Origin of the sequence: Pseudomonas sp. GD04058 (assembly GCF_029836855.1) — a bacterium.
Lineage (GTDB): Bacteria > Pseudomonadota > Gammaproteobacteria > Pseudomonadales > Pseudomonadaceae > Aquipseudomonas > Aquipseudomonas bharatica.
Genome location: NZ_JAOECN010000004.1, coordinates 265,261 through 278,371, shown reverse-complemented (window position 1 = coordinate 278,371; position 13,111 = coordinate 265,261). Strand labels below are relative to the sequence as shown.

Annotated in this window: 9 protein-coding genes; 2 read left to right on the top strand and 7 right to left on the bottom strand. The window is 66.7% G+C overall.

All coding sequences use genetic code 11. The features are described from left to right. Window positions 1-25: 25 nt before the first annotated feature. Entirely contained in the window at window positions 26-1,864 is a 1,839-nt protein-coding gene (locus N7650_RS06030) for an amidohydrolase (protein ID WP_064304305.1), read from the bottom strand. A 389-nt stretch (window positions 1,865-2,253) separates the two neighbouring features. Between N7650_RS06030 and N7650_RS06025 the strand changes: the two genes are divergently transcribed. Continuing rightward, entirely contained in the window at window positions 2,254-5,052 is a 2,799-nt protein-coding gene (locus tag N7650_RS06025) for a winged helix-turn-helix domain-containing protein (RefSeq protein WP_279897388.1), read from the top strand. Here N7650_RS06025 and N7650_RS06020 read toward each other — a convergent pair. After that, entirely contained in the window at window positions 5,034-6,425 is a 1,392-nt protein-coding gene (locus tag N7650_RS06020; protein ID WP_279897399.1) for a winged helix-turn-helix domain-containing protein, read from the bottom strand. The genes N7650_RS06025 and N7650_RS06020 overlap by 19 nt on opposite strands. Window positions 6,426-6,760: 335 nt before the next feature. Here N7650_RS06020 and N7650_RS06015 point away from each other — a divergent pair, with 335 nt between their 5' ends. After that, on the top strand, window positions 6,761-7,906 hold the full coding sequence (locus tag N7650_RS06015) for a GGDEF domain-containing protein (RefSeq protein WP_279897386.1): 1,146 nt from the start codon (window positions 6,761-6,763) through the stop codon (window positions 7,904-7,906). Window positions 7,907-7,955: 49 nt separating this feature from the next. Here the strand turns inward: N7650_RS06015 and N7650_RS06010 are convergent, their stop codons facing one another. The 5 genes from N7650_RS06010 to N7650_RS05990 form a co-directional block, all read right to left on the bottom strand. Beyond that, a complete protein-coding gene (locus N7650_RS06010) occupies window positions 7,956-10,367 on the bottom strand; it encodes a TonB-dependent siderophore receptor (RefSeq protein ID WP_279897385.1) in 2,412 nt (803 codons plus the stop codon). Between the two features lie 113 nt (window positions 10,368-10,480). Next, window positions 10,481-11,308 (bottom strand): FecR domain-containing protein, encoded by an 828-nt coding sequence (locus tag N7650_RS06005; protein WP_279897384.1) that lies wholly within the window; start codon window positions 11,306-11,308, stop codon window positions 10,481-10,483. After that, the gene (locus N7650_RS06000) at window positions 11,305-11,838 is read right to left on the bottom strand and encodes an RNA polymerase sigma factor (protein ID WP_279897383.1); all 534 of its coding nucleotides are present in this window, start codon (window positions 11,836-11,838) and stop codon (window positions 11,305-11,307) included. The genes N7650_RS06005 and N7650_RS06000 overlap by 4 nt, the downstream gene beginning before the upstream one ends. 184 nt (window positions 11,839-12,022) lie before the next feature. After that, entirely contained in the window at window positions 12,023-12,661 is a 639-nt protein-coding gene (locus N7650_RS05995) for a LysE family translocator (RefSeq protein ID WP_279897382.1), read from the bottom strand. Continuing rightward, on the bottom strand, window positions 12,654-13,061 hold the full coding sequence (locus N7650_RS05990; protein WP_279897380.1) for a DUF2000 family protein: 408 nt from the start codon (window positions 13,059-13,061) through the stop codon (window positions 12,654-12,656). Before N7650_RS05990 ends, N7650_RS05995 begins: the two co-directional genes overlap by 8 nt. Window positions 13,062-13,111: the final 50 nt, after the last annotated feature.

The following is a 13,111-nucleotide window of genomic DNA, read 5'->3' as shown; positions in this document are numbered from 1 at the left end:
GCCCCTGCCTGCGCCGGGGTGGAACTCAGAAAGCGAAGCAGGAACAGCCGAACGCGCCCCAGAAGCCCTGGAAATCGCTGACCGGCACATTGGACAGGCGCGCCCGTTCATGGGTATGCGCATGCACCGCGCACGGCCCGCTGCACTGGTGCACCTGGGCCTGCAACGGCGAGGCCGGGCGCCAGTGCCCCGGGACCTTGACCACCGGCGACCAGTCCGGCAGCACCGGGATGTCCTTCGGCCCCTGCCCGTCGAACTCGCCCGCGCCATAGACCACCTTGCCGCCGACCACGGTCAGCAGCGACTCGATCCACTTGATCGCCTCTTCCTCGACGCTGAAGAAGTCGGCGCTGAGCACTGCCACGTCGGCCAGTTGGCCGACCTTGATCTGGCCCTTCTTGCCCTGCTCGGAAGAGAACCAGGCGCTGCCATGGGTAAACAGCTCCAGCGCGGTGGAACGCGGCAGGCCTTCCTGGTGCAGGGCCAGGCCGCCGACGGTACGGCCGCTGACCATCCAGTACAGCGAGGTCCACGGGTTGTAGCTGGACACCCGGGTCGCGTCGGTCCCGGCCCCCACCGGCACGCCTTCGGCCAGCATGCGCTTGATCGGCGGCGTGGCTTCGGCGGCCTTGGCACCGTAGCGATCGACGAAGTATTCGCCCTGGAAAGCCATGCGGTCCTGGATCGCGATACCGCCGCCCAGCGCCCGCACCCGCTCGATATTGCGCGGGGTGATGGTCTCGGCATGATCGAAGAACCAGGGCAGGCCGTTGAACGGAATGTCGCGGTTCACTTTCTCGAACACGTCGAGCATGCGGCTGATGGACTCGTCATAGGTGGCGTGCAGGCGGAACGGCCAGCGCTGCTCGACCAGATGGCGCACCACCGGCTCCAGGTCCTGCTCCATGGACGGCGCCAGGTCCGGGCGTGGTTCGAGGAAGTCCTCGAAGTCGGCAGCGGAGAACACCAGCATCTCGCCGGCACCGTTGTGCCGCAGCATGTCGTCGCCCTGGTGCAGCTTGACGCTGCCGGTCCAGTTCTTGAAGTCGGCCAGCTCCTCCTTGGGCTTCTGGGTGAACAGGTTGTAGGCGATACGCACCGTCAACTGGTCTTCCTTGGCCAGGTGCTCGATCACCTCGTAGTCGTCCGGGTAGTTCTGGAAACCGCCGCCGGCGTCGATGGCGCTGGTCAGGCCGAGGCGGTTGAGCTCGCGCATGAACTGGCGGGTCGAGTTGATCTGGTACTCCAGGGGCAGCTTCGGCCCCTTGGCCAGGGTCGAGTAGAGGATCATCGCGTTCGGTCGGGCCACCAGCATGCCGGTCGGCTCGCCACGGGAATCACGGACGATCTCGCCGCCCGGCGGGTTCGGCGTGTCCTTGGTGTAGCCCGCCACGCGCAGCGCAGCACGGTTGAGCAAGGCGCGGTCGTAGAGGTGCAGGATGAACACCGGGGTGTCCGGTGCCGCCTGGTTGATTTCCTCCAGGGTGGGCATGCGCTTTTCGGCGAACTGGAATTCGTTCCAGCCTCCGACCACCCGTACCCACTGCGGGCTCGGCGTACGCTCGGCCTGGTCCTTGAGCATGCGCAGGGCATCGGCCAGGGACGGCACGCCTTCCCAACGCAGCTCCAGGTTGTAGTTCAGGCCACCGCGGATCAGGTGCAGGTGCGAGTCATTGAGGCCGGGGATGGCGCAGCGTCCCTTGAGGTCGATGACCCGGGTGGCGCTGCCGCGGGTGGCCATGGCTTCGGCGTCGGTGCCGACGGCGACGAAGCGCCCGTCCTTGATCGCCACGGCACTGGCTTCGGGTTTTTCCCGGTCCACGGTATGGAAGCGGCCATTGAACAGAATCAGATCGGCATTCATTGCGGGTCCCTGGTCTGGAGTGAGTGAGGCGAAGGACAACCGCGGCAGCAGGGTCGCTGCGGCGGTCAGGAGGGATCCGGCGGCGAGCAGGCGGCGCCGGGTCGGGTCGTTGCGGTCATCGTGGTCAGTCATGGTGGACGTTCCGATGGGGTTTTTGCGGAATTCTTGAGGGCGGACGGGGGATACACGAGTTAATCGTTGTTAATTATTCCCCCTCGCCCCGTAGGGCTTTGACAGCGAAGCCTGACAAGCCTAGTCGCCGCGAAAGGCCTGCAAGGTTCAAGCAGGCATTGCCTTGTCGGAAAAACCTCCCCAACATGCTGGAAAACCACAGGCCAGAGCCTTGCCAAGGCTCGTGCCGATAGTCGGAACAGCGTCGGGAGCAGGATGTGAGCCGTCACCGTGAACAGGCCGTGAAGTTCGGCCCTTATCGGGTTTTTCCAGGCCAGCGCCTGATCGTCGAGAACGACCGGCCCCTGCGCCTCGGCCGGCGCGCCATGGACCTGCTCCTGGCGTTGCTGGAGCGCCCCGGCGAAGTGCTGGGCAAAAGCGAGCTGATGGCCCGGGTGTGGCCGGATACCGTGGTCGAGGAGATCAGCCTGCGGGTCCATATCGCGGCCCTGCGCAAGGCCCTGGGCGATGGCCAGGACGGCCAGCGCTACATCATTACCGTGGCCCAGCGCGGCTACAGTTTCGTCGCGCCACTGCTTGCGCAAGAGGAGGATTCCCAGGCGCCGGCGCCGGCCTCGCACAACCTGCCATTGCGCCGCACCCGCCTGATCGGGCGGCAGATGCTGGTCAACCAGGTGCTCGGGCAACTGTCGCGCCAGCGCCTGCTGACTCTCGCCGGCCCGGGCGGGATCGGCAAGACCACCGTGGCCCTGCGCGTCGCCGAGCAGTCGATAGGGCTGTACCGCGACGGTATCCGTCTGCTCGACCTGAGCACGCTCGGCACACCGTCCACCATCCTCGGCAACCTGGCCGGCGTGCTCGGCCTCGCCCTGCCCGACCAGGCGCCGCTGGACGCCCTGTGCGAGCACTTGCGCGGCCGCCACCTGCTGCTGGTGATCGACAACGCCGAACACCTGGTCGATTCGGTGGCCAGCCTCTGCGAGCACCTGCTGCGTGGCGCGCCGCAGTTGCAGGTCCTGGTGACCAGCCGCGAAAGCCTGCGCGCCGAGGGCGAGGCGGTACTGCGCCTGGATGCCCTGGAATGCCCGCCGCCCGAGGCTGCCGGGGATCCGGCGCAGGCCTTGAAGTACGGCGCCGTGCAGTTGTTCGTCGAGCGTGCCATCGCCAATCAGGAGCAGTTCGAACTGGATGCCGCCAACCTGGCCACGGTGGTCGCTATCTGCCGACATCTGGACGGCATCCCGCTCGCGCTGGAACTGGCGGCTGCGCAACTGGCGGTACTCGGCCCGGACGCCCTGCTCGCCGACCTGCGTCGCCACCTGTTGCCGGGCCAGGGCGATGAACGCCGCCAGCACCTGCTCGGCGCCACTCTCGACTGGAACTTCCAGTTGCTGGCAGACAGCGAACGCACCGTGCTGCGCCGCCTCAGCGTGTTCCGTGGCGGTTTCAGCCTGGCCTCGGCCATGACCCTGGCCGCCGACGAGCGCCTCGCCCCGGACCAGGTGCGCGATGCGGTGAGCCAACTGGTCAGCCAGTCGCTGCTGAATGTCGATGTCGGCGATGAAGAGGTGTTTTACCGGATGCTCGACACCACCCGCTGCTACGCCCTGGACAAGCTGCAGCAGGCCGGCGAACTGGCCGGGACGCTCAAGCGGCATGCCGAGCGCTGCCTGGCGATCATGCAACAGGCCGAACGGGAGTGGGCCAGGACCAGCCCCGAGCAATGGCTGGAACGTTATTCACGCAGCCTCGACGATCTGCGCGGCGCGCTGGAATGGGGCTTCGCCAATGCCGAAGCGGGCCTGCTGGCCGCACGCCTGACTGCCGCTTCGGCCCCGTTGTGGCAAGAGCTGTCGTTGCTGTCCGAGCATGGCCGGCATATCCGCAAGGCCCTGCTGCGCCTGGAAACCGATACCCAACCGGGAAGCAGCCTGGCGATCAACCTCAAGCTGGCCATGGGTACCTTCAGCTACCACGACCACGGCGGTACACCGCAGACCCTCGATGCCTTCGCCAGTGCCGCGCGCCTGGCGCAAGCCAACGGCGACCTGCCCGGCCTGCTCCGGGCGATTTCCGGGAACATGGCGGTGTACCTGAGCCGCGGCGAGTACCAGCACGCCCTGCAACTGAGCCATGACTTCGACCGGCGCGGCCTCGACCACGATCCGCAACTGGCCCTCAGCGCCCAGCGCCTGCGCGGCCTGGGCCTGCACTTCAGCGGCGCGCAGGACGGCGCCCGGCGCGAGTCCGACGCCGCCCTGCAACGCATGGCCCAAAGCGGCCGGCTCAACCGCTTTACCCATGGCTTCGGCGTGCAATACGACCAAAGCGTCGCGGCCCTGACCCTGCAAGCGCGGATTCTCTGGCTGCAGGGCCTGCCCGAGCAGGCGGCCTGCAGCGCCAGCCAGGCACTGGAACTGGCGCAGCAGATCGACCACGGCACCACCCTGTGCTACACCCTCGCCCTTAGCGGCTGCGTCATTCCCTGGTACAACGGCGAACACGCGCTGGCGCAGGAACGGGTGCGCCTGCTGCGCGAGCAGTCGCAGCGCCATTCGGTAGGGCTGTTCCGCGAGTGGTCCGAGCACTATGCCTGGGCCTTCGCAATGACTGACGCGGCGCCAGCGGGCCCGGCCGGCGGCCTGATCGGCGACCTGCTCGCCACCCTGGTCCCGGGCCGGGTGGATAGCGCCCTGTTGCAACGGGCGCAGAGCGGTGCTGCCGGTTGGGCCAGCGCCGCCCTGCTGTGCGCTTATGCAGCGCAATTGCCCGAAGGTGTTGCCCAGGCGCGCCAGCAGGCCGAGAACCTGCTGCTCAAGGCCCTGGGCCTGGCGCGCAAGCAACGGGCACTGGCCTGGGAGTTGCGCAGCGCCACCGCCCTCGCCGGCTTGTGGCTGGAAGATGGCCGGCCGCAACCGGCGCGGCAACTGCTGCCAGCAGTGCATGCACGCTTCAAGGAAGGCTTCGCCACCGCCGAACTGCTCCGCGCGCAGCAACTGATGGAACGCCTGGCGCAACGCGAACCCCAGGCCGGTAGCTACGCCGGGGCCGGGTGATAGGAGGCAGCCGCCTCTTGAAGGTACCAACGGGTACTGTTGAGCAACCGATAACGCGCGGATCCAGGGTCGTGCGCCAGCATCGAACTGGCGGCCAGTCGCTGCACCGCGCGAGCGGTCACCAGCGGACCCAGGCCGACCCTGGAGCCATGGTGCACCGCCTGCTCCAGGCTGAACCCGCGGCCCAGGGTGGCCAGGCAGCGCAGGACGTGCTGCTCTTCACTGCCCAGGCGTTGGAAACTCCAGTCCAGCGCCGCCTTCAACGACTGATGCCGGGCATCGGCGGTGCGCCGGCCACGATTGAGTACCTGCAAGCCTTCGCTCAACTGCGCGCGCAGGCCGACCAGGGCGAACACCTCGATCTGCGCTGCGGCCAGTTCCAGGGCCAGGGGCAAGCCATCAAGCTGCCGGCAGATGTCGCGAACGGTCTTGAGATCCTGCGGGCGCAGCTGGAGATCCGGCTGCCGGGCCCGGGCACAGCCAACGAACAGACGCACCGCCGCATAATTCATGAATTGCTCGATGCTGCACGCATCGTTGCCAGGGGGGACCGCCAGGGGCGTTACCGAGACCACGGTCTCGCCGCGGATGCGCAGCGCTTCGCGGCAGGTCAGCATAAGGCTCACTCCCGGCGCCAGCGCGAGCAAGGCTTCGACCAAGCGGCGGCTGAACCCGGGGTGGGCTTCGCAATGGTCCAGCACCAGCAGCAGGCGGCGCTGCTGCAAAAGGGCTGGCAGGCCGCCAAGGGCACACGCAGGGTTCGCTTGCAGGCCCATGTCCTGCAGCAACCCCGCCAACGCCTCGTCCGCGCATTGCCCACGGGCGAAATCCAGCAGCCACACGCCATCGCGCCAATGTCCGCCCTGCTCCTGCGCGGCGGCCAGGGCCAGTCGGGTCTTGCCCACGCCGACCGGTCCGGTAAGGGTCACCAGGCGGCGCCGGGCCAGCAACGGCGCCAGGTTCGCCAGCTCCTCGTCGCGACCAACGATGCCGCTCAGGCGGGTGGGCAGGTTGCCCGTCGGCACATCAGGCGCGAGCACGGCGGCATGCTCTGCCGGCAAAACCGGCGCAGCGAAGCGATAGCCCTGGCCGGGCAGGTTGATGATGAAGCCCTCGCCGAGGGCCCGGCGCAGGGCGGCAATATGCACCCGCAGGTTGATGTCCTCGACCACGCTGTCGGGCCAGACCCGGGCCAGCAGGGTGTGCTTGTCCACCACGTTGCCGGCGTGTTCCAGCAACACCAGGAGAATGTCCAGCGCCCTCCCGCCCAGGCGCAGCGGCTGGCCGTCAGCCAACAGCAGGCGTTGCCCGATATGAACGATGAAGCGGTCGAAGCGCACGGCCTCGACGGCAGTTGAATCCCGGGCCAGCATACCCAATGGCATCCTCCTCCGACGGCGAAAGTCCTTGTTGTCCATCTTGGCAAGGGATCACGAAGGGACAACCGTGGCGGGGGGCGGTATACGGACAATCGGGGGGTGGGGACGGACATGGATCGATGTAGTGGCTAATGGCCTCATCGCTGGCAAGCCCCCACAGGGTCCCAGTCGTAGCTCAGAACCCTGTGGGAGCTGGCTTGCCAGCGATGAGGCCATCAGCCACAACGACGAAACACACCTGACAAAACAGCCACAACGCTCCGAAAAAACGTTTCAACAGCTTACAATCCCGCCCCATTCGTAATTAACAAGAAAGGTCCCGTCAGTACATGGCGCTCGATCCCCCTACCATGCTGGTCCTCACCGTCGTTCTCGCCGCAACCGCCGCGCTTTACCTGGCGATCGAATGGGGCAGCGTGCGGGAAAACTCGCTGCTGTTCTGGAGCGCCGGCTTCGCCACCATCACCATCGGCTCGACCCTGGCCCTGATGCGCAGCAACGGCCTGCTGGTGCTGGGTATCTGGTTCGCCAACGGCCTGCTGGTGACCGCCCACTGGCTGTTCCTCCTGGGTGTGGCACGCTTCACCGAAACCCGCCTGTCGCGGGCCTGGTACCTGATCTTCGTGCTGTGGGGCGCGCTGCTCCTGCTCCCCGAGGACCAGTGGTGGTCCAAGGTCATGACCTTCTTCAATGCCGGCCTGGTGGGCGTCCTGGCCCTGCGCGCCAGTGCCCTGCTGCGGCCTCACGGCAGGTCCCTCAGCGTCGGCGCCGTGCAGTTGCGCTATGTGATGCTCGGTCACGGCCTGTTCTACATACTCAAGGCGTGCCTGGCGATGGTCCCGGGGACCCTGCTCGACCTGGCGTCTTTCCGCGGCGAAATCATCCAGATCTCCCTGGTGGAAGGCGCCGTGGCACTGATGCTGATCGCCCTGTCGATGACCGGCAGCGAACGCTACCGCCGGGAAAAGCGCATCGCCCGCCTCGCCGCCCGCGACCCGCTGACCACCCTGTACAACCGCCGCGCCCTGGAGGTTCGCGCGCCACGCCTGCTGGAAAACGTCTCGGTGCAGCAGCCAGGCGCACTGCTGCTGATCGATATCGACAACTTCAAGCTGGTCAACGACCTGTACGGCCATGCCGCGGGCGATCGGCTGCTGGTGAGCCTGGGCGAAATGATCCTTGACGGGTTGCCGGAAGACGCCCTGGCCGCACGCTTGGGCGGCGACGAGTTCGTGATCCTGCTGGGCAATGCCTCCAGCGAGCGCATCGTCGCCCTCGGCAGCACCCTGCGCGAGGGCTTCCGCCAGCAGGCCTCGGCCTTCGCCACGCCGGAGCCGGTGACCCTGAGCATTGGCGCCAACCTGTTCGAATACCCGCCGGCCAGCCTGGCAGCGCTGATCGAACAGAGCGATGCGGCGCTGTATGAATCCAAGCGCGGTGGCCGAGACAGTATCCGGCTGGTGGATGCACGCTGATTGCTGATGGCCCCATCGCTGCGATGGGGCCCGAAAGCACTCTTGCGCGTTAGAAGCGGTACTTGGCCGTCACCATGTAGTTACGTGGATCACCGACGAAATTGCCGCCAACGGTGGTCATGATGCTGGAGTAGTAGTCGCGGTCGAAGATGTTGTTGGCGTTCAGGCTCAGGGTCAGGTGCCGGTCGACATCGTAGCTGGCGAACAGGTCGGTCACCGCGTAACCGCCCTGCTCGATGCCCGCGCTGGTGTAGATATCGCTCTGCACATGCAGACCGCCACCGACCTTCCAGCGGTTCAAGTCACCCGGCAGGCGGTAGCTGGTGGCCAGCTTGAACAGGTTGAGCGGCAGGTTGGTACCGTAGCGCTCGCCGCTGGACTGGGTGCCGATCGGCGCATAGTCATTGGGCTTGCGGTGCTTGGCGTAGTTGTAGGTGTAGCCGGCCGACAGTTGCCAGTCCGGCAGCACTTCGCCGCTGACCTCGAACTCGACGCCCCGGCTGCGCACCTCGCCCGACGCGCCATAGCAGTCCGGCATGGCACCGCAGGTGGCGGCATCCAGCTGCACCGGCAGGTTTTCCAGGTCGATCTGGAACAGCGCGACACTGGCATTCAAGCGCCCGTCGAAGTACTCCGCCTTGAGCCCGACCTCGTAGTTGCTGCCTTCCTGCGGATCCAGCAGGCCGCCACCGGCGCTGTTGTAGTTCTGTGGATTGAAGATCCGCGTCCAGCTGGCATAGGCGGTGTAGGTGTCGTTGAGGTCGTAGGTGAAGCCCAGGTAGGGGGTGAATTCCCGGGTCGCCTTGTACTCGTCGTTGCCGGTCCAGGTGCCGGAGTGGGTGGTCAGCTCGTAGGCGTACCAGTCCAGGCGCCCGCCTGCGGCCATCTTCAGGGCGTCGGTCAGGCTGAAGCGCGCGGTGAAGTAGACACTGGACTGGTCGATCTTGCCGTCCCGCGACCAGGCATCGGTGATGCCAGGCTTGGGCACGCCCTTGCCATCGAACGCCAGCGGGTCGAACTCGTAGACGAAGCCCAGGGGCCAGCCGCCAGGGCCGTCGTCGATATCCTGCTGGCGGTAGCTGCCGCCCACCACCAGTTCATGGCTGCGCCCGAACAGTTCGAACGGACCGCTGGCATAGCCGTCGAGGCTGGCCTGGGTGTTTTCGTAGTGGTACTTGCCGAAGCCGAAACCGAGGTCGCGGGAGGTTTCGTCCGGGCGATAGAGGTAGGAACCGAACATGTCCATCTGGCTTTGCAGCGCGGTGGCGGCGAACTTCGCCGTCCAGTCGTTGGCGAAGCGGTGGGTGATGTCGGCGAAGACCGTGCTGCTTTCCTTGTCCCAGTACGACCAGCTCGGGCTCATCCGGGTCGAGCGGGAAATATCGAGGAAGCTGCCATCGGCATTGGTGCCGCGGCCGTTCCAATCGGCGCCGGGGTTGTTGTCCTGGCTCCAGCTGTAGCCCACGGCGAGCGTGGTGGCGTCGTCGAGGTCGGCTTCGAGCACGCCGTAGAACAGGCTGCGGCGGTTCTGGTAGTCGTCGATATAGGAGTTGCGGTCCTGCAGCGACAGCACGGTGCGCCCGCGCAGGGTACCGCTGGCATTGAGCGGGCCGCTCAGGTCCAGTTCACCGCGGTAGTCGTCCCAACTGCCGGCACCGGCGGTGATGCTGCCCTGGAAGGTTCCGGTGGGCCGCTTGCGCACCAGGTTGATCGAGCCGCCCGGGGAACCCGCGCCCTCCATCAGGCCCGAGGCGCCACGCACCACTTCGACCCGGTCGTACATGGACAACAGACCGGTGGACAGGCTGGCTTCGTCGTAAGCCACCGGAATGCCGTCGACCATCAGGTTGTTCAGCTGGAAGCCCCGGGAGTTGAAGCGCTCGCGCTCGCCGCCCCACTTGGTCAGGGTCAGGCCGGTGGTGTACTTCACCGCATCGCCGAGGGTGGTCATGGCCTGGTCCTCGATGCGCTGGCGGGTCACCACGCTCACCGACTGCGGGGTTTCCCGCGGGGTCAGGGCCAGCTTGGTGCCGCTGCTCATGGTCCCGGTGGTGTAGGAGCCGGTAGGCTCGCTGGTGGCGCCAAGGCCGCTGGCATTGATGCTGGTGGCGTCCAGTTGCAGCGCACCGTCGTCGGCCGAAGCCGGGCTGGACACCAGGTAGCTGCCGTCCCCGGTTCTCTGCAGTTTCAACCGGCTGCCACGCAGCAGCCGTTGCAGGGCCTGCTCCACCGTGACGTCGCCACTCAGGGCCGGCGCCTGAAGACCCTCGGCGCTGTCGGTGGCGAACAAGATGCGCGCCCCGGTCTGCCCGGCCAGGGCATTCAGGGCCTGGTCCAGCGGCTGGGCCGGCAGGCTCACGGCATGCCGGGCCTCCTGGGCTTGCAGGCTGGTTGCCAGGGTGATGCTGACGGCCAGCAATGACAGGCGGCGCAAGCGACGCGATGTGGTGTGGATGCTCATTGGACTCCCCGATAGTGCAGTCGAAAAACGCGTTCTGAATCGACGCTCACAGGGAGTGGCGAATGGGACCGGAAAAATGTTGAGGCCAGGAATGAAAAATATTCTCTTTTCCATCAACGACTGCGGATCGACACCTGGCCATCGGCAGCACGCTGCACATTGATCGGCAGGATCGACGGCAGCAGGTCGAGCAGCGGCTCCACCGCAGCACTGTCGAATTCACCGGAAAGCCGCTGGCCGGCAGCCCGGCTGTCGAGCAGGAGGATCGGCGCCTGGCGATAGCGTTGCAGGTCGACGATCACTTCACGCAACGGCGTGCCGTCGAAGCGCAGCTTGCCCTGTTGCCAGGCGATGACCCTGGCCGGGTCCACCGGGGTGACCTGGCCGATCTGCGCGTCCCTGGCCTGCACCTGCTGGCCACCGAGCAGACGCTGTGCAGCGACAGCGGTGCTGGAGACCTCCACCTCGCCGTCCACCACTGCCACGGCGACGCCGCGGCTGTCGCTGCGCACATTGAATACGGTGCCGATATCGCGCACGGCGATGCCCTGGCTGCGCACGATGAAAGGTTGCGGGCCGTGGGCCACGGTGAAGGTCGCTTCGCCCTGCAGCAGCTCGAACTGGCGGCTGCGCAGGCGGTGCTCGATGCGCAGGTGGCTGTTGCTGTCGAGGACCAGCTGGCTGCCGTCGGCCAGGGTCAGGCGCTCGCGCTGACCGATGGCGACGCGCAGCTCGTCGCTGTAGTACGACGGATCGAAGGCCCAGGCCGCTGCAGCCAGCAGCACCACCGACAGGCCGCCGCCGAGGGCGCGCTTGCGTTGGCGCTGGCGGGTGCTCTGGGCCTTGGCTTCGGCCAGCAGGGCTTCGCGGGACGGGACGCGCTCGCGAAGGGCCTGCTCGAAAGGCGTCAGGGCATCGGCGGGTTTGCGGGCGTCTGTCATGCCGTCGCCAGCGCCCGGCGGGCCGGTTCCCACTGGCGGGCGATGGTGTGCATGGCGCGGGAGAAATGCTGGGTGACCATATTCAGGGAAATGCCCAGCTCGGCGGCGATCTCCTTCTGTGGCATGCCGTGAATGCGGTGCAACAGGAACACCTGGCGGGCCCGGGCCGGCAGGCTGTCGACGATGGCCAGCAAAGCATGCAGTTGCTGCTCGAAGTCGAGGCTGGCGGCGCCGTCGAGGTCGTGCACATGCCAGTCGGGGACGTCCGGTGTGAAATCGATCAACGCCGCACGGCTGTTATCGGCGCGGCGGCGGTCGATGGCCTTGTTGAAGGACACCTTGCGCAGGAAGGCGAACGGCAGCCTCACCGGCTGCTGCGGGGGCTTCTCCAGCAACTGCACGCAGACGTCATGCACCACCTCGCGGGCGAACTGGCTGCCCTGGAAGCGCCGGCGGATATAGGCGACCAGATCATCGTAATGCAGTGCCAGGGCCCCGATCAGTTCGGGATTGGAGGTGGAATCGGGCATGAGCGTCAGGGTATGCGAATGGGAGTGGTTCGCATTATATGCATTAGGGAAGCGTTGCCAAGGCATGTTGTCTGGTGACTGTCAGGGCCTCATCGCCGGCAACGCCGGCTCCCACAGGGTCCAGCGGTGCACGCGCAACCTGTGGGAGCCGGCGTTGCCGGCGATGAGGCCATCACTATCAACATCACACCAACCCGCTCTCCGAGCACACCAGCATCACCGCCAGTGCCAGCATCGCGGCGCCCGACACTCTACCAACCAGGCGCGTCGCCACTGGCCGCGAGCGCAGCGCCACCCCGGCGCCCAGGCCGACCAACGAATACACCACCGCGCAACTGGCCGTGTAGATCAGCCCCAGCACCACGATCTGCCCGGCGATGCCCAGCCCCGCCTGGGGATTGGTCCAGGGCGGGACAAAGGCGACGAAGAACAGGAAGCCCTTCGGATTCAACCCGCTGACCAGCGCACCACGCACGAACTGTCCGAGCCGGCTCGTCGCTCCCGCCTCGGCCCCCGCCTGCGCCACCGGCGGATTGCGCAACAGCCCCACGCCGAGCCAGGCCAGATAGGCCGCGCCCACCAGGCTCAAGCCAGTGACAAAGGTGGTGTTGCCCACCACCAGCACTTCGAAGCCGCCCGCCACCACCAGCGTCAAGGCCACATAGCCGGCAAGCAACCCGGCTACTGCCGCCATCACACCCTTGCCGCGCAGCCCTTCGGCGATCGCATAGGCCCAGTCCGGGCCGGGAATCACCACGAAGACCATGGCGAAGCACCAGAAGCCCCACAGCGTCACCGTACTCATCCCACTGAACTCAGCCATGCAATGCGAGCCCCTTCAACGCCTTGTCCACGGCCTTCTTCGGCCCGCGCAGGGCCAGGCCCACCAGGTTCAGGCTGGACGGATCCTCGGCGAGGAACACTTCGCGATTGGCCGCGTCATGGCCGGTGGCGAACATCGCCTGGACGTAGGGCGACAAGGTCAGGCCGCGCTCCAGGCCGATACGATGCGCCTTCTGCAACCCGGCCAGGTCGCCTTCGAAGATCATCATCGGTTGGCCGAACAGCTTGCCGTAGCGGTTGCCGGCGGCATCCACATAGGGCTCGCCCATGACCTCGGGCGCGGCAGCGGCGATACCGGTGGAAAGGAAGGCCACCACATTCAGGCGCTGCCAGGTGGCAAGGTCGTTGCGCACGACGATGGCTACTTTGCTGTCGAACATCGGGAAAACTCCAAATCAAAGGCGAGGCGCCATGATCGGAGTCGGGAGGC